Consider the following 20613-nt stretch of genomic DNA (forward strand, 5'->3'; position numbering starts at 1 on the left):
CAGCCCCGGGGCGCGTTTCAAAGGGACAGATCAGTGCTCTCCTTCATCGTAAAACGCGTCGGGCAATCGGTTCTCGTGCTCCTGATCACGGGGCTCGTGGCCTTCTCCATGTTCACCTTCGTCGGTGACCCGATCGACAACATGCTCGGTCAGGAGCGCACCATCGAAGATGTTGAACGGCTCCGCGAACAGCTCGGCCTCGATAAGCCCTTCGTCGTGCAATACTATCGTTTCCTCGAACAGGCGGTGCAGGGCAACTTCGGCGTCTCTTACCGGCAGGGCCGCCCGGTCGCCGAGATCCTGCTGGAGCGCGCGCCCGCCACGCTGGAGCTTGCTGCGGTGTCGGGCATCTTCGCCATCCTCATGGGAATCGCGCTGGGCGTCTTCACGGCAATCCGGCGCAATGGCTTCGCCGCCAACCTGATCATGTCGGCCTCGCTCATCGGCGTCTCGCTGCCGACCTTTCTCATCGGCATCCTCCTGATCTACCTCTTCAGCGTCGAACTGGGCTGGCTGCCAAGCTTCGGACGTGGCGACACGGTGGACGTCGGTGGCTGGACAACCGGCTTTCTCACCGCCTCCGGCCTCAAAGCGCTGATCCTGCCGTCCATCACCCTCGGCCTCTACCAGATGACCCTGATCATGCGGCTCGTCCGCTCCGAGATGCTGGAGGTGCTGCGGCAGGATTACATCCGCTTCGCCAAGGCCCGCGGGCTGAGCGATCGGGTCATCAACTTCCGTCACGCGTTGAAAAACACGATGGTGCCCGTCATCACAGTCATCGGCCTGCAACTGGGCTCCATCATCGCCTTCGCGATCATCACCGAGACCGTGTTCCAGTGGCCCGGCGTGGGGCTGCTCTTCATCAACGCAATCCAATTCGTCGATATCCCCGTCATGGCCGCCTACCTCATGCTGATCTCCGTGATGTTCGTGGCCATCAACCTGCTGGTGGACATTCTCTATGCTTTCATCGACCCGCGCCTGAGGGTGGCCGCATGACCCGGTTCTTCGACAGCGACATCTTCTATGCGTTCCGCACCAGCCCCGTGGCCATCGTCTCGGCGCTGGTCACGGCGATCCTCGTGCTTTCGGCGGTCTTCGCCCCGCTCATCGCGCCCACCAACCCGTTCGATCCGGCCAGCCTGAATCTGATGAACGGCTTCACACGCCCGATGGAGCCAAATGCCTTCACCGGCGAAACGTTCCTTCTGGGGACCGACGATCAAGGCCGCGATGTATTTTCCACAATCCTCTACGGCTTGCGGATATCGCTCTTCGTCGGCGTCTCGGCGGTGCTCTTCGCGATGGTGCTGGGCATCTTCCTCGGCCTGCTCAGCGGCTACGTCGGCGGTTGGACAGAAACCATCATCATGCGTGCCGCCGATGTGCAGCTCACCTTCCCCTCGATCCTCGTGGCCATGCTGATCTTCGGCGTGGCAAAGGGGGTCACCCCGGTCGAATACCGCGACCAGATGGCGATCTGGGTTCTGATCCTCGCCATCGGTCTCTCCGACTGGGTGCAGTTCGCCCGCGTGGTGCGCGGTGCGACGCTGGTGGAAAAGTCCAAGGACTACGTCGCCGCCGCCCGCCTCATCGGGCGCTCGCCGCTGCGGATCATGCTGCGCCACATCCTGCCCAACGTGCTTTCGCCGGTGCTGGTAATTGCCACCATCTCGCTCGCATTGGCCATCATCGCCGAAGCCACCCTCAGCTTTCTCGGCGTCGGCGCACCAGCCACCCAACCGTCGCTCGGCACGCTCATCCGCATTGGGCAGGGCTTCCTCTTCTCTGGCGAATGGTGGATTCTCTTCTTCCCGGCCTGCACCCTCCTTGCCCTCGCTCTCGCAGTGAACCTGCTGGGCGACTGGCTGCGCGACGCACTCAACCCGAGGCTCCGATGACAGACCCCGTCCTCTCCATCCGTAACCTCACCGTCGACATTCCAACCCGGCGCGGCCTCTTCAAGCCGGTCGAGGGCGTGTCCTACGATATCCGCCCCGGTGAAATCCGCGGCGTGGTGGGGGAGTCCGGCGCGGGTAAATCCATGACCGGCAACGCCGTGATCGGCCTGCTCGACCCGCCCGCGCGGATTGCCGAGGGCGAGATCTGGCTGAACGGCCGCCGGATCGACCAAATGAGCGCCGATGAGAAGCGACTGATCCGCGGCAAGGAGATCGGCATGATCTTCCAGGATCCGCTGACCTCGCTGAATCCGCTCTTCACCGTGGGTGAACAACTGGTCGAGACGATCCAGCTTCACCTCGGCCTGAGCGTCAGCGAGGCCCGCAAGCGCGCCATCGCCCTGCTGGACCGCGTGCGCATCCCCAACCCCGAGGAGCGCTTCAACCAATATCCGCACCAGTTCTCCGGCGGCATGCGGCAGCGGGTGGTCATCGCGCTGGCTCTCTGCTCCGAGCCTTCCGTGATCGTCGCCGATGAGCCGACCACCGCGCTGGATGTGAGCGTTCAAGCCCAGGTGCTCGACCTGATCAAGGAACTGGCCGCGGAACGGCAGGTGGGGGTGATCCTCATCACCCACGACATGGGGGTGATCGCCGACACCACTGATCAGGTGACTGTCATGTATTCCGGCAAGGTGGTGGAGCAGGGTGCCACCGCGCAGATCCTCGGCGCGCCCACCCACGAATACACCAAAAGCCTCATCGCCGCCGTACCCCGCCCGCAGGTCAAACTGCAGCGCTTCCCGCAGGTCAGCTACGGCGGGCGCGAGACCAGCTTCAAGATCGAGGATCTTGCCCGCAATTGGGACCGCTCCGCCACCTCGCAATCGGGCACCCTGCTGAAGGTGGAGGGGCTGACAAAGCGCTTTCTCTCCAAGGGCTCCGTGCTGCCGTCCCGGCGCGAGTATTTCACCGCCGTCGACAAGGTCGGCTTCGATATCAAGGATGGTGAAGTTTTCGGGCTGGTAGGGGAGTCCGGCTCGGGCAAATCCACCGTCGCCCGGATGATCGCCACGCTCTACCCGGTGGATGAAGGCACAATCACCTTCGACGGCGAGGAGATGACGGCGATGGACGCGGCAGGTCTTGCCCGCTACCGGCGCCAGATCCAGATGATCTTTCAGGATCCCTTCTCGTCGCTCAACCCGCGCATGTCGGTGGGTGATATCGTGGCGGAGCCGCTGCACCACCACAAGCTGCTGCCCCGTGCCAAGGTCGCGCCCCGCGTCCGCGAGTTGCTCGACCGTGTCGGCCTCGCTGCCGATGCCCACCGCAAGTATCCGCACGAGTTCTCTGGCGGCCAGCGCCAACGCATCTCGATCGCCCGAGCACTTGCCACCCAGCCCCGCTTCCTCATCTGCGATGAGCCCACCTCGGCGCTCGACGTGTCGATCCAGGCCCAGATCCTGAACATCCTGAAAGACCTTCAGGAGTATCTCGGCCTTACCATGCTCTTCATCTCCCACGACCTGCCGGTGGTGCGGCAGATGTGCGACCGGGTCGGGGTGATGCGGCAGGGGCAGCTGGTGGAGGTGCAGGAAACCGGCGCGCTCTTCGAGAGCCCGCAGTCCGACTACACCCGCGAACTGCTGGAGCTCATGCCCCGGCTGGAGCAACTCTCCGAAGATGAAATTGCGGGCCTGCGCGCCGAACCATAGACACACCCGCCTGGCCTACGGCGTGCGTTGGCGGGCTAGCCAAAAGCCATCTCCCATCGCTTTGAGCCAGCACCTGCGCCGTGTGCCGACTCTGCGGCGCCCTCTCGACCGAAGGTGACATCAGGGCAACCTGTGTCTTTGCGTGGCACAATGTGGCGGAATGTGGAAATCCGAAGGCAGAACCGTCAACAATTTCACTCTACAGTTGCGTGAAAAAGTCGGCATTCTCGGGTAGCACCAATTTTACTAGGTTTTAAGGCAAATTCGGCGCAATCGCGAGTTGCGCGGCGCTTAGCGCTTTAAAAACTTTATTAAATGAAAAATTACCACAATCTGGGCGAATATTTAACATGAGAACTCAGCAGGTTGTTGCCATTGCAGCCTACTACTGGAGTGAAACAATGGCCAATATCTCGACTGACATCTCTGAACTCGCGAACATCCAAGGCTTCATCGCCGCCTGCCTCGTGGACGGTGAATCCGGCCTGATGCTCGCCAACGAAACCAGCGCCCACAAATTCGACATCGAAGCCGCCGGCGCTGCGAACACGGAAGTGGTTCGCGCCAAGAACGAAGCCATGAAGGCTCTCGGTCTCGACGACCACATCGAAGACATCCTGATCTCGCTGGGCACCCAGCTGCACCTGATCCGCCCGCTGGCGTCGAACCCGATGGTCTTCGTCTACGTGGCTCTCGACCGCAAGAAGGCCAACCTCGGCCTGGCTCGCCTCGCTGTGAAGAACATCGAAGGCACGCTGAAGATCTGATGATCTGAGGTTCGCGCGCCGCCGAGCGGATCGGCGGCGCGCACCCCGGCCCAAGTATCCCGGACACAGTGGGGCCAATTTACGGGAGCACATTCAGGACGGTGAGGGTTACGATGTCCGTCAAAAGCGGAAAGTTCGATGGGTATCAGGAAGGTTTTCGGGAGCTGAACAGCTTCTGGGGCCGGATTGATGAAGTTGAAAACGCCATCAACGAATATTCGGAAGTCGCCCTGTCCTTCGCGGAGGCGCCTCTTGAGGACGTCCTCGAAAAGATCAAGGCATTCGAGCCTTCGGTCAGCGTGATCGGTCAGATCAAGGCCGGCAAGAGCACGCTGATGAACGCCATCCTCGGCGAAACCAATCTTCTGCCGTCAGACGTCAATCCCTGGACGTCCGTCATCACCGCGCTTCACCTCAACAGCCGTCACCGCCCCCTGAACACCCGAGCCGTATTCCGGTTCTTCGATCAGGGCGAGTGGGATCGCCTCGTCGCGACCGGCGGACGCTTGGGTGAAATGGCCAACCGGTCCGGCTTCGAGCGCGAGGCCGATGAGGTCAAGGCGCAGGTGGCCGAAATGCGCGAGACGACCGAGGCCCGCCTCGGTGACGAGTTCCACGAGCTGCTCGGCAGCAGCCACACCTATCCCGACCTCGATCACGACACGATCGACCGTTACATCTGCTACGGCGACCCCGACGATCTGGAAGACGGCGCGACCGAAGGTGTCTACGCCGACATCACCAAAACCGCCGATCTCTACATCGACCTGCCGCACCTGCCCAAGGGCCTGTGCCTGCGTGACACGCCCGGCGTGAACGACACTTTCATGATGCGCGAGCAGATCACGCTCAACGCCATCAGCGACAGCCGTGTCTGCGTGGTCGTGCTTTCGGCTCACCAAGCGCTGTCCACGATGGACCTCGCGCTGCTGCGGATCATCTGCAGCGTCGATGCCCGCGAAGTGCTGATCTTCGTCAACCGGATCGACGAGCTGGAAGACCCCGAGGCCGAACAGGCCAACATCCGGGCATCCATCCAGAAAACGCTCACCCGCCTCGGCGTCGGCAACAGCATCGATATCCTCTTCGGCTCCGGCTACTGGGCAAACTTCGCCATCTCGAACCAAGACACCATGCTCGAGGCCAGCAAGGCCTCGCTGGCGCGGATCTTCGACGGCGACGACACCGACGACATCGAAACCCTGCGCCAGCGCGCGATGGAGGCTTCCGGCGTACGCGAGTTGCTGAAGGCCATCGCCCAGCGGGTGATCGACGGCCCCGGCGAGGCCTTCCTGAAAGACATCAAGAACGAACTCGATAACATCATCGAGATGAGCGAGACGGTGGAGTCGGTGGCCGACAGCGGCGGCGCCAACATCAACGTCTCCCCGGTCAAGCTGAAGGTGAAGCTGGCCGACCTCCGGGACAAGTGCCTCAATGGCTTCGATGAACGGGCCAAGGAGCTGACCGACAACCTACGTGAGCGGCTAGGTCGCGCACAGGAAAACTTCGTGGAGTCGGCGCTTTCCGCGCTTCAGGCCCAGATCGACACCTTCGGCGAGGCTGGCACCTGGAACCACGATCCCACAAGCCTGCGGATGATGATGAAAACCGCCTTCCTTTCGTCCTGCGCCAAGCTGCGCCGCGAAGGGGAGGGGGCGTTCGATGACATCCTCGACGGCATTCAGGAAATTCTCGAGAACGACATGTTCGTTTTCCGGGAGGGCAGCTCTATCGAATTCCCCGAGCAGGCCCAGCACAAGGCGCCCACGGTGCTGGCGAGAACCCTCTCGCTGGACCTGCAAGGCAGCTGGTGGCGCAAGCACTGGCGGTTCGGGCGCAAGAACGCGGCGGTAAAGCGCTATCGCTCGGCCATCGTGGCCGAAACCGCACCGCTCATAGACGACCTCATCACGGGCTTCTTTGATCCGGCTGTCTCGGCCACCCGTGACATCGTCGAGCGGTTCGCCTTTGACCAAGGCGAGTTCTGCCAGGCCATCCTCGAGCACGCCGCCAAAGGCGTCACCAAAACCGAGCGCGAGGACGACGAGACAGCGAGCATTTTGCAGAGGTTGTCAGCATGAGCTACCGAAAGCGAAGAGCCGCCAAAGCGCGCCCCGCGTCGCCCGTTGTGGACGCCCCCGCGCCCACCCCAGTCGCCGCGCCGCGCAAGCCGCGCGTCATCATCGCGGGCGAGTTCAGCGCGGGGAAAACACGCCTGATCACCGGCCTCCTGGGCGCCGATGTGCTGCCCTCCAACGTGACTGCGACCGCGCTCCCGCCGGTCTGGCTGGTGTCCGGGCATCACCGCATCGCTGCCGTCGACCTTGAGGGCAACGTGCGTGATCTCGACACGCTCAAGGACATCTCAGTCGAAGACACGCACTACTGCGTCGTCTCTCACCCGGCCGAGATCCTCAAGACCTTCGAGATCATCGACACCCCCGGAAGCTCCGATCCCGGCATCGCCGCCGAGAGCTGGGAGCGGATGATGGAGTTCGCCGATATGGCCGTGTGGTGCACCAACGCCACCCAGGCTTGGCGGCAGAGCGAAAAATCCGTCTGGGACGAGCTGCCCGAGCATCTCGTAGGCCCGGCGCTCATGCTCGTCACGCACGCCGACCGCATGCCCGATGAGCGCACCGCCGAGCGGGTCATGCGCCGCGTGCGCCGTGAAGCCAAGAAGTACTTCAGCCATTTCGAGATGGCCTCCCTCATCCGCCCCGATCAGGTGGAGCGGGTATCCGGCACGCTGGGCGGCATCGTCTCGGAGCTGTCCGACCTTGCTGGCAGCAAGAACCCGGTTCTCGAAGAGCTGACACGCCGCTGGGAGAGCGAACCCGCGCCCGCCGCGCCGCAACTGCCTGAGGCCCCCAAGGTCATGCCGAAGCGCTTCGAGCGCAGCGAGACGGCACTCGATCTGGCCGCGCCCGCCTTCGAGATGGGCGGCGAGATCCTGCGGCTGAACGTCGATACCCCCACGCCCCGGACCGCAACGGAGGTTTCGGCCTTCCGCGCCGCCTGGAACGAGATGATCGAGGCAGAAGATGCCTCTGATCCGGCAGCGATCCTGTCCTGCGTCGAGCGCTACATCTCGATGCTCGAAGAGAACGGAAGCACGTTCTCCGGCGACGATCCCTCGTCGCACTCAACAGCCTTCGAACGCGAAACCAAGTCACGAATGAACGGTAGGTAACAATGCAAATCGCACCCAAACTCAAGGCGGAGCTCGAGTTCCTTCATTCGTCGCTGGACAGCTTCGAAAAATGCGTCGACCGCAAAGGCCGGCAGAACGTCCGTGACCTGCGCGAAAAGCTCAATGGCTGGGCCGCCCGCGTCGCCGTGATCGGTCAGGTGAAGGCCGGCAAGTCCACCTTCATGAACGCCCTGCTTCAGCAGGATGATTTTCTGCCGTCCGACGTGAACCCCTGGACCTCGGTGGTCACGAACATCCGCGTCAACATCCCCGGCGACCCGGTGTCCGGTGCCAAGTTCGACTTCTTCGATGAGAAGGACTGGCAGGAAATCATCGACGGTGGCTCGCGCATCCGCAAACTGACCGAGCAGCTTCTGCCCGGCTTCGACACCGACCTGCTCAAGGTGCAGAGCGAGCAGATGAAGCAGCGGGCGCAGCGGCGGCTGGGCCAGCACTACCACACCCTGCTTGGCACCTCGCACGAGTACGACTTCCTCACGCCTGACCTGCTCAAGCGCTATGTCTGCGCCGGCCCCGGCTCCGATGAAGGCCTCGAGCGTGACTCTCTGGGCCGCTACGCCGCGCTGACCAAGGTCGCCAACGCCTACATGCGCCTGCCTGAGTTCCAGGTGCCCACCATCGTGACTGACACCCCCGGTGTGAACGACCCGTTCCTTGTTCGCGACGAGTTCACCTGCCGCAGCCTCGACAAGTCCGATGTGTTCCTCGTGGCCCTCTCGGCCCACCAGCCGCTCACCGATGTCGACATCGCGCTCATCCGCATCCTCGCCAAGCAGGATGAGAAGGACGTGCTGATCTTCGTGAACCGGATCGACGAGCTGGACGATTACAACCTCGAGGTCCCCAAGGTGATGCAGGATGTCGAGCGCCGTCTGCGCAAGGCGATCCCGAACATGGATTTCCGCGTGGTCGCCGGCAGTGCCCACATGGCCAATGTCGCCATGCGCATGGATGACGAGGCCGCCGAGGCCCGCGATGCGCTCGATACTCCCGAGCTGATGGCCTACCTGCAGACCAAGTATGGCAAGGTCCCGATGGATCAGGCCGACCGTCTGCTGCTGGCCTCCGGCCTTGATGACGTGAAGCGCGCCCTCTCCGAGACCATCGACAACGGTGTCGGCCGCGGTCAGCTCGCCCAGCTGCTGGGCGATATCCGCGCCGAGCTGAGCGCTGCGCAATTCGTCGCCAAGAAAGAGCGCGATACCGTCCACAGTCAGGTTGAAAGCGTGCAAGCCGATCTGGCCGAAGAGGCAGCGCAGGAACTGGCCGCCGATATCGACAAGCTGAACTCGGTGAACGACGCCCTCGAGGAATACATCGAGAACGCCGATCGCCAGATCGAGCTGGTGATCTCCAAGTCGTGGTCCAAGTTAGAGAGCAAGCTGGTCGGGCAAATCGACACCTTCGTCGAAGGGCAGCAGCAGGCGCTCGCCGACCGCGTGTTCCGCGACAAGGTCTCGGGTGGTTCCGGCAAGGCACTCGAAATCGACCTCGCGCCGCTTCAGGCCGCCATCGAGCAGGATGTGACCGCGGGCTTCCAGAAATCCCGCGCGGGCACCGACGTTGCCCTGAGCAACTGCCTGCACGCCTGCCGCCAGAAAGTGCAGGAGAACTTCAAGGACGAGGCCGAGAACATCGCGCTCGACAGCCTGCCCTACGACGAGTTTTCCTCCACGCTTCTGCTCGCCAAGAAATCCATGAACGTGGATCTGATCACCGACCGCGGCTGGAAGTTCTGGGCCAAGAAAACCGTCAACGTCGACAAGACAATGGAAGCCCTTCGCGCCATCGCCGCCGAAGAGTTGCGCCCGCCGGTCGAGAAGATCCTCGGCGCCTTCAACGAGGCCCAGGTCGAGCGTGCAACGGCTGGCATGTCGCGCGTGCGGGTGTTCCAGCGCATGATCGAGGTCACCCTCAACGAGCAGACCCACCAGCTGAAGCGTGACAAGATGGCGCTCGAGAAGCTGGCACGGGATCCTGCCGCGCGGGCGGCCATGTCGAACTCGCTCCAGAGCAAGATCGAGGTGCTCCAGCATCGCCTGATCAACCTCGCGGCGCTCGACACCAGCCTCCAACGTCCCAAACTTTCCAGCGCCGCCTAACCCTGTTGCGGCCCCAACCAAGTAGTCCAAATGTCTGATCAAGTTGCGCCTTCCGACCGCCCTGTCATCCGTGTGGCCATCTGCGGCGAGGTCCGTGCCGGCAAGTCGGCGATGCTGAATGCCCTGCTTCGGGAGAACCTGCTCACCGACAACCTCGGCAACGATCTGCGGCCAACCGTCTTTGCCGAGTTCGATGAGGACACCGGCATCCAGTACATGGACGAAGACCTCAACGCGCATGACAGCCCGCCCGAGGTCGATGCCGAGGGGCAGCCGCGGATCGAGAGCATTCAGGTCAGGCATGCCATGCAGGATCTCGCCGCCTACGAGTTCGTCGAACTGCCACTGAGCACCGCCGAAGAGCTCGACGACGGCCACAAGGCACTGGTCCGCTCGGCCGATATCCTGATCTGGGTCACCATCGCCTCGCAGGCCTGGCGCCTGACCGAAAAGACCATCGTCGATGAGCTGGGCGATGCCCGCCCCAAGCGTTGCATCCTCGCCGTCTCCCGCGCCGACAAGTTCCGCCGCAAGGCGGATGCCGAAAAGGTCATGGGCCGGATGGAGCGTGAAACTGCAGACTATTTCGACAGCCGGGTTCTGGTCACCAATTCCCGCGCCCGGATCGAGCAGAGCGCCAAATCGGAGGCAGACTGGCAGAATACCGGCGCCGCCGAGATCCTGCGCCAGCTCGACCGCATGTCGGGCGAGATCTATCTCGAGATCGAAGAGCGCCGGAAGCGCCCGGCGGCCGTCGAAGCTGCCCCCGAAGCGGAAGTTTCCGATGTGGCAGAGGAGCCCGAAGCCGCCATTGAAGTGCAACCCAAGCCTCAGCCGGAGGCCCGCACTGACACTGGCCTCATCGCCGCTGTTGGCCCCCTCGTGGACACCTCTGGAGACGGCACGCTCATCGGCCTGTTCAACCCCTCCACACCGGAGGACTGCATCGTGCTCAAGGGCGATGAAGCTGCCTGTCAGACCGTCGGCACGAGCTTCCGTGCCATCGCCGACAAATGGCTGACGACCTTCGGCGTCGAGGGCGAAGAGGCCCGTGAACTGGCCTTCGTCGTCCACTCGTCGTCGCAGAGCCTGCATTATCGCAGGGTGAACGAGAGTGCCTCGGTCTTCATGATGGCACCCTGCTCCGAGCTGTCCCGAGGCACCGCCCAAGTGAAACATACCCAGATTTGCGCTGCGATCTCAGGCGCCGCCTGACTGTTGCGCCGGGCGAACCAATCTGTTCCCCGCCCCTAGCTTGACCGCCGTCCGAGGCGGCATATCATGGCATTATCGTGACAAAATCTTGTCCGCCATGAGGGGTATGCGCAGCGCCATGACGAAATGGGTGACCGAAAACGGTGAGGAGTGGGGCCCTTGGGTTCTGCACGACGGCAAGGGATGCCCGCTGAAAGCCGGCGTCATCGTGGACGTGGTTGCCCAAGACCGCTTCGGATACAACATGCGCACCGTGACCACTGTTCAGGGCGGCGCCTATTCCTCTTGGGATTGGGAGTATTTCCCCGAGCTCAAGAAGGTCATCCGATACCGCGAGAAAAAGCCCAAGGGCCTCCAGATGCTCGAATCCGAGGTCGACAAGCTGACCGAGCCCAAGGACAAGTTCCAAACCCACCGCCCCAAGGCCCCCGCCGAGCCTGTCTGAGCTCGGCCTCCCCTGATCCGGGCTTTAGCCTTACTTACGTTTCATCGCCGAGAGCAGGGCTTCACCCAGCGCGCCCTGAGAGGCAGGCTTGGCGCCACTCCCTTTGCCGCCGCCCTTGCCACCGGGCCCGCCCTTGCCGGGCTTGTGAGTGCCGCCGCCCTTGGCTGGCCCTCTGCCTGTCCCCTGCTTCTGCCGCTCGGCGGGCCGTTCGCCGCCCTCCTTGCGCATGGTCAGGCCAATGCGCTTGCGGGGGATATCCACCTCGGTCACCCGCACGCGCACCACGTCACCAGCCTTCACCACCTCGTGGGGGTCTTTCACGAAGCGGTCGGCCAACTGGCTCACGTGCACCAGCCCGTCCTGATGGACGCCGATATCTACGAAAGCACCAAAGGCGGCCACGTTCGTCACCGTCCCTTCGAGCGACATGCCGGGTTTCAGGTCCTTGATGTCCTCCACCCCGTCTGCAAAGGCCGCCGTCTTGAACTCGGGGCGCGGGTCGCGGCCCGGCTTGGCCAACTCGTCGAGAATGTCGCGCACCGTCGGCAGGCCGAAGCTGTCACTCACGAAGTCCTCCGCCTGCACGCCCTTTAGCGCTTCCGGACGGCCCATGATATCGCGGATATCGCGCCCGCAGGCCCCCACGATCCGGCGCGCCACGTCATAGGCCTCCGGGTGGACAGAGGAGGCATCGAGCGGCTCGTCGCCGTTGCGGATGCGCAGGAATCCCGCGCATTGCTCAAAGGCCCTCGGCCCGAGCCCCGCCACCTTCAGCAAGGCCGCGCGGGTGGCAAAGGCGCCATGCGTGTCGCGATGGGCCACAACGGCTGCGGCAACCGAGGGGCTGAGGCCAGCGACATGGGCCAGCAGAGGGGCGGAGGCCATGTTGAGGTCCACGCCCACCGCGTTCACCGCATCTTCCACCACGCCCTCCAGCGCCTGCGCAAGGCGGCGCTCGTCCACGTCATGCTGGTATTGGCCCACGCCAATGCTCTCGGGCGGCACCTTGACCAGCTCTGCCAGCGGGTCTTGCAGACGCCGGGCAATGCTGACCGCGCCGCGCAGGCTCACATCGAGCTCGGGGAATTCCTTCGCCGCCAGTTCGGAGGCCGAGTACACGCTCGCGCCCGCCTCCGAGACCACAACCTTCATCGGCTTGCGGCCTTCGACCATCTTCAGCGTGTCGGCCACCATGCGCTCGGTCTCGCGGCTCGCTGTGCCGTTGCCGATGGCGATCAACTCGATCCCGTGGCGCTTTACCGCCGCCGCGATCCACGCCTGCGCGCCGCGCAGATCCATCTTGGGCTGGAACGGGTAGAGCGTGGCGGTCTCCACCAGCTTTCCGGTGGCATCGACCACGGCAGCCTTCACCCCGGTGCGGATGCCCGGATCGAGCCCCAGCGTGGCCTTGGCACCCGCCGGTGCGGCGAGCAGCAGGTCACGCAGGTTGCGTGCAAAGACGGCAATCGCCTCCTCATGCGCTCGCCGCCGCAGGTCGCCCATCAGGTCGATATACATCGAGAGTGAGAGCTTCACCTGCCACGCCCAATCCGCTGCCGCCCGCAGCCAAAGATCGCCCGGTCCCTCACCAGCAATGCCGATCTCGGAACAGATTATCCCCTTAACGCGGTCCGGCCCGGATTCAGGCTCCGGCGCGATGTTGATCGTGACGATCTCTTCCTTCGAGGCCCGCAGGATGGCAAGCGCCCGGTGCGAGGGGATCGTGTCCCAAGACTCAGCATGGTCGAAATAGTCGGAGAACTTGACGCCAGCCTCCTCCTTGCCCGGCACCACCCGCGCCGTCACCTGCGCCTCGGCCTGCATGAAGGCCCGCAAGCGGCCCAGAAGCGTGGCATTCTCTGCCAGTTCCTCGATCAGAATGTCGCGCGCCCCCTCCAGCGCGGCTGCCGGGGTTTCGACGGCCTCATTCACATACCCTTCCGCCAGCACCTTGGGGTCAGCCCCCCGGTCATCAAGGATGGTCCGCAGCAGCGGCTCCAGCCCGTTCTCGCGGGCGATCATCGCCTTGGTGCGCCGCTTGGGCTTGTAGGGCAGGTAGATGTCTTCGAGCGCGGCCTTGGTCTCGGCCTGAGCGATGTCGCGGGCCAATGCGTCGGTCAACTTGCCCTGACCGCTGATCGACTCGAGGATCGCCGCCCGCCGCTTTTCCATCTCGCGCAGGTAAACCAGCCGGTCCCCCAATGTACGCAACTGGGTGTCATCTAGCCCGCCTGTGGCCTCCTTCCGGTAGCGCGCGATGAAGGGCACGGTGGCGCCCTCGTCCAGCAGCGCAACGGCGGCAGCCACCTGCCGCTCGCTGGCGGTGATCTCGGTCGCGATGGTGCGGGCGATGCGGTCGGCGGTCTGATCCAAGGGCGTTCTCCTGCTGCTCGGAGGCCCGGTCTATCCAAGCCACGCGCCGCCGCCAAGAGGCGAGATAGGGCTGGCGCGTGCCGGGGTGCAGCACGGCAAAGAGCCGCTTGGCCTGAAGGTTCAGGTCTCCGAGCGCGGAATGGGTCGCGCAGCCAGCCCCGCCTCTTCCAGATGGTCGAGCAGCGCCGTTTCCACCGGCGTCATGTGCCGCTCTACATCCACCACCGAGAACACATCAATCACCGGCGGCGTGGCCTGGATCGGGATTTGCCAGAGCCGCGCGCCGTAGCGCAGCGCGTGGGTCCGCGCCATGCAGCCAATGGCCGTGCCGCTTTCGATCAGTTCCGAAAGGTCGATGATGCCGGTCGCCGCGGCGATGAACTTGCCGCCAATCCCGTTTCTGACCCGCCAAAGCGCAAGGGCGGAGAGCGCACCGGCCATGCGGTCTTCCTCGTAGCCCACCACATCGCAGGTCGCCAGCGACTCCATATCCACCGCGCTCTGCCGGAATAGCGAATGCTTCGGCCCGCAATAAACACCAAACTCCTGCGGCTGGATCGGATGCGCCCTGAGCCGCTGGATCGCCGGGTCGATCTGGGTGCAAAACCCCACCGACGCGACCCGCTGCTGCAGCGCCTGCGAGACCTCGTGGCAAGAGGAAGAGCGGATCGAAAGCGTCACGCGCGGGTGCCGCTGCCGGAACTCCTCGAGCACCGGGGTGATCTCGTCCATCTCAAGATGCGACGACCGGCAGACAACAACGTTGCCGGAAAGAGACCGCCCCCCTTCTGCCGCCAGATCGTTGAGGCGCACGACGCCGCCGTAAATCTCCAGCGACTCCCGATAAACCGCCTCGCCCTCCCGCGTGATGGTAAAGTTCTGCCCGCTGCCGCGTTCGACCAGCCGCAGTTCCAGCCGTTCCTCCAGCCGCCGCAGGGCAGCCGAAACCGAGGGCTGAGACACGTTCAGCCGCACGGCAGCAGCCGTGATGGAGCGCTCCTGCACGATGACCATGAAGGTCCGCAGAAGGTTCCAATCCAGCTGAAGGGCCAGTCGGTCGAGCGGAAAGCTCATGCGGAAAGCGCGCCTTTCGTCTGATCTGCAAAGTGGCACAGCGCCTGACGCCCGGAGCCGAGTGGCACAGGCTCAGGGGCGCGCGTGTCACAGACCCCGACTTTAGCGATCGGGCAGCGGGTGTGAAAGGCGCAACCTTTCGGCACATTGGCCGGGCTCGGGATGTCACCGGTCAGGCGCAGCCGCTCGGGTCGTTCCACCGCCGAGGGCACCGGCACCGCCGAGAGCAGCGCGCGGGTATAGGGATGGCGCGGGTCGCCAAAGACTTCCGCCACCGGCCCTTCCTCAACGATCTTGCCCAGATACATCACCGCCACCCGGTCGCACAAAAACCGGATCACGGCGAGGTTGTGCGAAATGAACAGCTGGGTGAGCCGCGGTCGGCTGAGCCGCAAGTCCTTCAGCACGCCGAGAATCTGTGCCTGCACTGAAACGTCGAGCGCCGAGGTGGGCTCGTCCAGCACCAGCAAATCCGGCTCCAGCACCAGCGCCCGTGCAATACAAACCCGCTGCTTCTGCCCGCCCGAAAGCTCATGCGGGAAACGGTCGTGAAACTGCGGTGGCAGCCCCATGGCGATGAGCATCTCCGCCACCTTCTCGCGCAGCGCATTGCCGCGCAGGCTTGTGTTCAGGATCAGCCCCTCCGCCACCGCCCGCCGAATGGTCATGCGCGGATTGAGCGAGGAATGCGGGTCCTGAAAGATGATCTGCGCCTTGCGCCGCAGCGCCTTCAGGCCCTTCTGCCCCGCCGCGCGCACATCCAGCCCGTCTATGTCGATCTCGCCGGCGGTCGCCTCCACCAGCCGCAGCACTGTCTTGCCCACGGTGGTCTTGCCCGAGCCGCTCTCGCCCACGAGGCCCACGGTCTCACCGGGTTTGAGTGACAGCGTCACGCCATCGACGGCGCGCACGACCTGCCCGTTGGAAATGGGAAAATGTACATCGAGATTCCGGATGGAGAGCATGTCAGTGCTCATGGGCAAGCTCCTTTGTCTCGGTTGGCTCATAGAGGGTGCAGGCCACCTCGTGGCCCGGCCCCACCGTGCGAAAGTCGACCGGCGCGGCGCAGGCGGCATGGGCCTTGGCGCAGCGGGCGGCAAAGCGACACCCCTCGGGCGGGTTCAGCAAGTCAGGTAGGGAGCCGGGGATGGAGGCCAGCTTGTCCACCGGCTTGAACGGGTGGGGCAGGGCGGCGAGCAGGCCCTGCGTGTAGGGGTGCGACGGCGCGTCAAAAATCTGCCTGATGGGAGCGTCCTCCACGATCTTGCCGGCGTACATGACCGCCACGCGCGAGCAGACCTGCGCAACCACGCCAAGATCATGCGAGATCATGATCATCGTCAGCCCCATGTCGTCGACCAGCTCTGCCATCAGGTCGAGGATCTGGGCCTGAATGGTCACATCCAGCGCGGTGGTCGGCTCGTCGGCAATCAACAGCTTGGGCTTGGCGGCCAGAGCCATCGCAATCAACACCCGCTGGCGCATCCCGCCAGAAAGCTCGTGCGGGTAGGATCTGAACTGCCGTTCCGGGTTAGGAAGATGGACCTTTTCGAGCATCTCCAGCGCCAGCGCACGGGCCTCGGCCTTGCTGGCCTTGCCGCCCGATTGTGCCCGGATCGCATCGACCAACTGCGTGCCGATGCGGAACACCGGGTTGAGGTAGGTCATCGGGTCCTGAAAGATCATCGCCACGTCCTTGCCGCGCACGCCGCGCAGGGCGCGGTCCGAGAGGCCAAGCAACTCGCGCCCTTCCAGCGTCACCGAGCCGGAGGTGATCCGCGCCGGCGGGGTCGGCACGAGGCCAAAGGCGGCGCGGGTCAGCACCGACTTGCCGCAGCCGGTCTCGCCCACCAGCCCCATCGCCTCGCCGGGCCGGAGCGTGAGATTGACCTTGTCGATGGCATGGTAAGTGCCATCGAAGGTGTCGAAGACAAGCGAGAAATCCCTGATCTCGAGGGTGGGGGTGCTGCTGTCGGTCATCGCTGCCTCGGGTCCAGAACGTCACGCAGGCCATCGCCCAACAGGTTGAAACCGAGCACGGTGAAGTAGATCGCCAGCCCGGGGAAGAGCGAACACCACCACCAATCCGGCAGGTAGGCCCGCCCGGTCGAGATCATCGCGCCCCATTCCGGGTAGGGCGGTTGCGCGCCGAGGCCCAGAAAGCCCAGCGACGCGGCACCAAGGATGGCAAGGCCCATGTCCATCGAGGCTTTCACGATGATGGGCGAGAGGCAGTTCGGCAGAACATGCACAAACACCACCCGCAGCGGCCCCGCCCCGAGCGCGCGGGCGGCATCCACATAGGTCTCGTTTCGCTGGCTCAGGGTCTTGGCCTGCACCAGCCGCACGTAGCCCGGCCACCAGACCAGCGAGAGCGCAAGCATCGCGTTGCCGATCCCCGGCCCGAGCGCGCCCACGATGGCGATGGCGAGGATGAGGCCGGGGATGGAGAGGAAGATATCTGTGATCCGCATGATCGTTTCGGCCACCCAGCCGCCCGCCATGCCCGCGATGAGGCCCAGCGGCACCCCGATCAGAATGGCGATGCCGGTCACCGTCAGCCCGATCTGCAGGGTGGTGCGCGCGCCAATCAGCACGCGGGAGAAAATGTCGAGCCCCACCTGGTCGGTGCCGAACCAGTGCTCGGCGGAAGGCGGCAGGAGCTTGGCGCCAAAGTCCACGGCGCCATAGGCATCCTCGGGGTAGGGGGCCAAAAGCGGGCCGAAAGCGGCGATGAACAGGAAGATCAGCACGATCACCAGCCCGACCATCGAAGAGAAGCTGCGCGAATAGGTGCGCACCAACCGGCGGGTTTCACGAAAGCGCATCTGGCGCGGGGCGGCCGTCTCGGCGGCCTGTGCGGTGGCGGTAGACATCACCCCTCCTCAGATTTGGTTGCGGACACGCGGATCGAGCAGCGCATAGGCCAGATCGATCAGCAGGTTGGTGACCATGAAGGCCGCGCCCAAGATGAGCGTCACGGCCATGATCGGCTCGAAGTCGGACGAGACTGCAGCCTTGGCGGCGTAAAGCCCGACACCGGGAAAGTCGAAGACGCCTTCCACCAGCACCGTGCCGCCGAGCATCCAGCCAAAGCGCAGCCCGATCATCGCCAGCGTGGGCAGGATCGCGTTTTTCAAGGCGTAGGCGGCGATGATACGGAAGGGGCCGATGCCCTGCGCGCGCGCGTTCGTCACGTAGTCACGGCCCAGCACCTCCAGCATTTCGGCGCGGTTCACGCGGATGATCGCGGCTAGTGCGGGCAGGCTGAGGGCGAGGGCGGGCAGCACCATATGCCACAGCGCCGTAAAGGCGGTCGCCGGATCGCCGTCCAGCAGCGCGTCGACAGTGATCATGCCGGTGATCTTGGGCGGCACGTCATCGAACACCCCGAGCCGCCCGCCGAGCGGAAAGAGGTCGAGCTCCAGCGCCAGATACCATTGCAGCATCAGGCCAAGCCAGAACATCGGCAGCGCCGCGCCTGAAACGGCCAGCAGCCGGATTCCGTGGTCGCCCGCCTTGTTCTGCCAAACGGCGGCCGGCACACCCAGCGGGATGCCGAAGACGACGGCAATGGTGATGGAGAAGAGAACCAGCTCGAGGGTCGCGGGCAGAAACTGCGCTATATCCCGCGCCACCTCACGCCCGGTATAAACCGAGGTGCCCAGATCGCCCCGGGCCAGTTGCCCGAGGTAGATGAAAAACCGCACCGGCACCGGCTTGTCGAAGCCGCGCTCAGCGCGCACCTGCTCCACCATCTCTTGGGAAGCATCGGGCCCCGCAGCCAGCCGCGCCGGATCGCCGGGGGCGACATTGGCGATGGTAAATGTGATGACCGCGAGGCCAAGCAGCATCACGATCATCAGGCCCAGCCGTTTCAGGATCAGTCTAAGCATCGGGGTCCGGTTTCTTGGTTGGGGTCCGGGCGGCCCGCAATTGGGCCGCCCGGACGTGGTGCCGTGAGTGGATCAGGGCTCGATGTAAAGCGGGTAGAGATCAACTTCTGCCGTCATCCGGATCGGGCTGTCGCCATAGCCTTTCACATAGGTCCGGTAGGCGAACTGACGCTGCCGCAGCATCCCGAAGATCTCGGGCTGGATGTCGGCGATGCGCTGCTGGATCTGTTCGTAGAGCGGCGCACGCTGTTCCCATTCAGAGATCGCGCGGGCCTCTTCGATCATCGCCGCCAGTTCCGGGTCATCCACGAAGTGCGAGCCGTAGTACTTGCCGTGGGACGACGGGTGATACTGGATCGCAACCGCATCGGGGTCGGTCGAGACCGGCGTGGCAAAGATCGCCAGCAGGTCGGGGCTTTCCTCGACCGAGGAGGCACGAGCCACCATGTTGGGCCACGTCAGCGGCACCATCTCGAGCTCGATGTTCAGCTCCTTCAGGCTGTTGAGGAGCGAGAGCCCCATCTGCCGTTGCTGCTCGAGACCTTGCACGTACACGTATTCCAGCGTGATCCCGCCTTCTGGCCACTGCGACTTGGCAAGGAACTCCTTCGCCTTGGTTAGGTCCTGCCGCGGCATGTCGATCTCCACCTTGCCGCGGATCGCATCGGCAAAGGGCGAGGTCTGGAGCTTGGCGTTGCCGTTATAAACCTGCACGAAGGTCTCGTAATCAAACGCATGGGCCACGGCCTTCCGCAGATTGATGTCGCCGGTGTATTCGCCCTGCGTGTTCATCTTCAGGCCAAAGGTCGTGAGCGCCGGGGTGGAGGAGACCTCGATATCGGGCCGTGCGCCCACCACCTCGAACTCTTCCGGCGTCAGATCGGTCACCAGGTCGGCTTCGCCCGACATCAGCGCCGCCCGCTGCGAGGAGCTTTCCTGGATCAGGCGGTAGATGATGCCACCCATGTCCTCGGCCTCGTAGGGGAAGCCCTTCCAGTAATCGGCGTCCCGGCGCAGCCAGTAGGCGGTGCCCTGGTCGAAGCGCTCCAGTTCATAGGGGCCGGAGCCTGCATCGTTCTCGGCCAGCCATGCCTTGCCGAAGTCGCCGTCCACCACGTTGGCCTCAACCTGCGCCGGGTTCACGATGAACCACCACGGCAGGAAGGAGAGGAACGGCGCATAGGGGCGATCGAGGGTGAACTCGACCGTATGCTCGCCGGTGGCCTTGATGTTCTCGGGCTTCAGGATCTCTGAGAGCATCCATGCCACGCCCTCATTCATCTCCAGCACCCGCTGGTAAGAATACACGACAGCTTCAGCCGTCACCGGGTCGCCGTTGTGGAAGGTGGCGTTCTCGGCAAGGTTGAAGGTCCATGTCAGGCCGTCTTCCGAGGTCGTCCAGTCGGTGGCAAGCCACGGCTCGACCTCGGGCGGGTTGCCGGTGTATTTGACCAGCCCGTCATAGAGGGCCTGGGTCATCATGCGGATGGAGTAGTCGTAAGACTGGCCCGGGTCGATATGCGACACCGCCTGCCGTCCGCCGATCACCATCCAGAACTCGCCATCACGTTTCTCGGCGGCCTGAAGGGGCGACACGAGGGTCGCCGCCAAGGCAAGGGCCGAGGTCAACATTCTGAGTTTCATGTTTACTCTCCGTCTGGGAGGCCCGCTTGAGGCCGGTATTTGTTTGTGGGCCGCCCTGAGTGCCGGGCCGCCGGTAAACCCATCAATTCAGATGCGGCCTGTCAGGAAAAACAGCGATTGCGAATGATGCTCATCGCCTGAGCCTATGAAGCATCCGCCTTGCGTCCGCTTTCTGGCGCTTGGGCGGGAGGGTGTGCTCAAAAAAGTGGCAAATCCGGCGCGGAGCGGCCTTCAGGCGGGGTCTGAATAGCCGACGCG

General features: G+C 64.1%; 16 protein-coding genes. 9 read left to right on the forward strand and 7 right to left on the reverse strand.

What is annotated here, in order from left to right; translation table 11 throughout:
- The first annotated feature begins 33 nt into the window (after positions 1 to 33).
- The 9 genes from ACUXVX_RS04945 to ACUXVX_RS04985 all read left to right on the forward strand — a co-directional run bounded on the left by ACUXVX_RS04945 (position 34) and on the right by ACUXVX_RS04985 (position 11368).
- On the forward strand, positions 34 to 1002 hold the full coding sequence (locus ACUXVX_RS04945; protein WP_446310629.1) for an ABC transporter permease: 969 nt from the start codon (positions 34 to 36) through the stop codon (positions 1000 to 1002).
- Positions 999 to 1904 carry an ABC transporter permease gene (locus tag ACUXVX_RS04950; protein ID WP_446310630.1) on the forward strand — a complete coding sequence of 302 codons (906 nt, stop codon included), beginning with the start codon at positions 999 to 1001 and terminating at the stop codon, positions 1902 to 1904. The genes ACUXVX_RS04945 and ACUXVX_RS04950 overlap by 4 nt, the downstream gene beginning before the upstream one ends.
- Complete coding sequence (locus ACUXVX_RS04955) at positions 1901 to 3622, forward strand: ABC transporter ATP-binding protein (protein WP_446310631.1); 1722 nt, start codon at positions 1901 to 1903, stop codon at positions 3620 to 3622. Before ACUXVX_RS04950 ends, ACUXVX_RS04955 begins: the two co-directional genes overlap by 4 nt.
- A 350-nt stretch (positions 3623 to 3972) precedes the next feature.
- The gene (locus tag ACUXVX_RS04960) at positions 3973 to 4389 is read left to right on the forward strand and encodes a roadblock/LC7 domain-containing protein (RefSeq protein WP_222470604.1); all 417 of its coding nucleotides are present in this window, start codon (positions 3973 to 3975) and stop codon (positions 4387 to 4389) included.
- A gap of 113 nt (positions 4390 to 4502) precedes the next feature.
- Complete coding sequence (locus ACUXVX_RS04965) at positions 4503 to 6473, forward strand: dynamin family protein (RefSeq protein WP_446310632.1); 1971 nt, start codon at positions 4503 to 4505, stop codon at positions 6471 to 6473.
- The gene (locus ACUXVX_RS04970; RefSeq protein ID WP_446310633.1) at positions 6470 to 7585 is read left to right on the forward strand and encodes a hypothetical protein; all 1116 of its coding nucleotides are present in this window, start codon (positions 6470 to 6472) and stop codon (positions 7583 to 7585) included. Before ACUXVX_RS04965 ends, ACUXVX_RS04970 begins: the two co-directional genes overlap by 4 nt.
- 2 nt (positions 7586 to 7587) lie before the next feature.
- Complete coding sequence (locus ACUXVX_RS04975; RefSeq protein WP_222470601.1) at positions 7588 to 9708, forward strand: dynamin family protein; 2121 nt, start codon at positions 7588 to 7590, stop codon at positions 9706 to 9708.
- A gap of 30 nt (positions 9709 to 9738) precedes the next feature.
- Complete coding sequence (locus tag ACUXVX_RS04980; RefSeq protein ID WP_446310634.1) at positions 9739 to 10923, forward strand: hypothetical protein; 1185 nt, start codon at positions 9739 to 9741, stop codon at positions 10921 to 10923.
- 118 nt (positions 10924 to 11041) lie between these two features.
- On the forward strand, positions 11042 to 11368 hold the full coding sequence (locus ACUXVX_RS04985) for a hypothetical protein (protein ID WP_446310635.1): 327 nt from the start codon (positions 11042 to 11044) through the stop codon (positions 11366 to 11368).
- Positions 11369 to 11398: 30 nt separating this feature from the next.
- On the opposite strand, the gene ACUXVX_RS04990 is transcribed toward ACUXVX_RS04985, so the two are convergent.
- The 7 genes from ACUXVX_RS04990 to ACUXVX_RS05020 form a co-directional block, all read right to left on the reverse strand.
- A complete protein-coding gene (locus ACUXVX_RS04990) occupies positions 11399 to 13741 on the reverse strand; it encodes a Tex family protein (RefSeq protein WP_446310636.1) in 2343 nt (780 codons plus the stop codon).
- 120 nt (positions 13742 to 13861) lie between these two features.
- Positions 13862 to 14815, reverse strand: coding sequence for a LysR family transcriptional regulator (locus tag ACUXVX_RS04995; protein ID WP_446310637.1), 954 nt, complete (start codon positions 14813 to 14815; stop codon positions 13862 to 13864).
- The gene (locus ACUXVX_RS05000) at positions 14812 to 15792 is read right to left on the reverse strand and encodes an ABC transporter ATP-binding protein (protein ID WP_222495676.1); all 981 of its coding nucleotides are present in this window, start codon (positions 15790 to 15792) and stop codon (positions 14812 to 14814) included. Before ACUXVX_RS05000 ends, ACUXVX_RS04995 begins: the two co-directional genes overlap by 4 nt.
- The gene (locus tag ACUXVX_RS05005) at positions 15782 to 16795 is read right to left on the reverse strand and encodes an ABC transporter ATP-binding protein (RefSeq protein WP_446310638.1); all 1014 of its coding nucleotides are present in this window, start codon (positions 16793 to 16795) and stop codon (positions 15782 to 15784) included. The genes ACUXVX_RS05000 and ACUXVX_RS05005 overlap by 11 nt, the downstream gene beginning before the upstream one ends.
- On the reverse strand, positions 16792 to 17691 hold the full coding sequence (locus ACUXVX_RS05010) for an ABC transporter permease (protein ID WP_261384794.1): 900 nt from the start codon (positions 17689 to 17691) through the stop codon (positions 16792 to 16794). The genes ACUXVX_RS05005 and ACUXVX_RS05010 overlap by 4 nt, the downstream gene beginning before the upstream one ends.
- Positions 17692 to 17700: 9 nt before the next feature.
- Complete coding sequence (locus ACUXVX_RS05015) at positions 17701 to 18711, reverse strand: ABC transporter permease (RefSeq protein WP_446310639.1); 1011 nt, start codon at positions 18709 to 18711, stop codon at positions 17701 to 17703.
- A 72-nt stretch (positions 18712 to 18783) separates the two neighbouring features.
- Complete coding sequence (locus ACUXVX_RS05020; RefSeq protein WP_446310640.1) at positions 18784 to 20355, reverse strand: ABC transporter substrate-binding protein; 1572 nt, start codon at positions 20353 to 20355, stop codon at positions 18784 to 18786.
- Positions 20356 to 20613: the final 258 nt, after the last annotated feature.

The organism is Vannielia sp. SX4 (assembly GCF_052828525.1).

What these genes read in the sequence shown, in the direction of transcription:
- ACUXVX_RS04950 (WP_446310630.1), top strand. Translation starts at nt 999, where the DNA reads ATGACCCGGTTCTTCGACAGCGACATCTTCTATGCGTTCCGCACCAGC.
- ACUXVX_RS04955 (WP_446310631.1), top strand. Translation starts at nt 1,901, where the DNA reads ATGACAGACCCCGTCCTCTCCATCCGTAACCTCACCGTCGACATTCCA.
- ACUXVX_RS04960 (WP_222470604.1), top strand. Translation starts at nt 3,973, where the DNA reads ATGAGAACTCAGCAGGTTGTTGCCATTGCAGCCTACTACTGGAGTGAA.
- ACUXVX_RS04965 (WP_446310632.1), top strand. Translation starts at nt 4,503, where the DNA reads ATGTCCGTCAAAAGCGGAAAGTTCGATGGGTATCAGGAAGGTTTTCGG.
- ACUXVX_RS04970 (WP_446310633.1), top strand. Translation starts at nt 6,470, where the DNA reads ATGAGCTACCGAAAGCGAAGAGCCGCCAAAGCGCGCCCCGCGTCGCCC.
- ACUXVX_RS04975 (WP_222470601.1), top strand. Translation starts at nt 7,588, where the DNA reads ATGCAAATCGCACCCAAACTCAAGGCGGAGCTCGAGTTCCTTCATTCG.
- ACUXVX_RS04980 (WP_446310634.1), top strand. Translation starts at nt 9,739, where the DNA reads ATGTCTGATCAAGTTGCGCCTTCCGACCGCCCTGTCATCCGTGTGGCC.
- ACUXVX_RS04985 (WP_446310635.1), top strand. Translation starts at nt 11,042, where the DNA reads ATGACGAAATGGGTGACCGAAAACGGTGAGGAGTGGGGCCCTTGGGTT.
- ACUXVX_RS04995 (WP_446310637.1), bottom strand. Translation starts at nt 14,815, where the DNA reads ATGAGCTTTCCGCTCGACCGACTGGCCCTTCAGCTGGATTGGAACCTT.
- ACUXVX_RS05000 (WP_222495676.1), bottom strand. Translation starts at nt 15,792, where the DNA reads ATGAGCACTGACATGCTCTCCATCCGGAATCTCGATGTACATTTTCCC.
- ACUXVX_RS05005 (WP_446310638.1), bottom strand. Translation starts at nt 16,795, where the DNA reads ATGACCGACAGCAGCACCCCCACCCTCGAGATCAGGGATTTCTCGCTT.
- ACUXVX_RS05010 (WP_261384794.1), bottom strand. Translation starts at nt 17,691, where the DNA reads ATGTCTACCGCCACCGCACAGGCCGCCGAGACGGCCGCCCCGCGCCAG.
- ACUXVX_RS05015 (WP_446310639.1), bottom strand. Translation starts at nt 18,711, where the DNA reads ATGCTTAGACTGATCCTGAAACGGCTGGGCCTGATGATCGTGATGCTG.
- ACUXVX_RS05020 (WP_446310640.1), bottom strand. Translation starts at nt 20,355, where the DNA reads ATGAAACTCAGAATGTTGACCTCGGCCCTTGCCTTGGCGGCGACCCTC.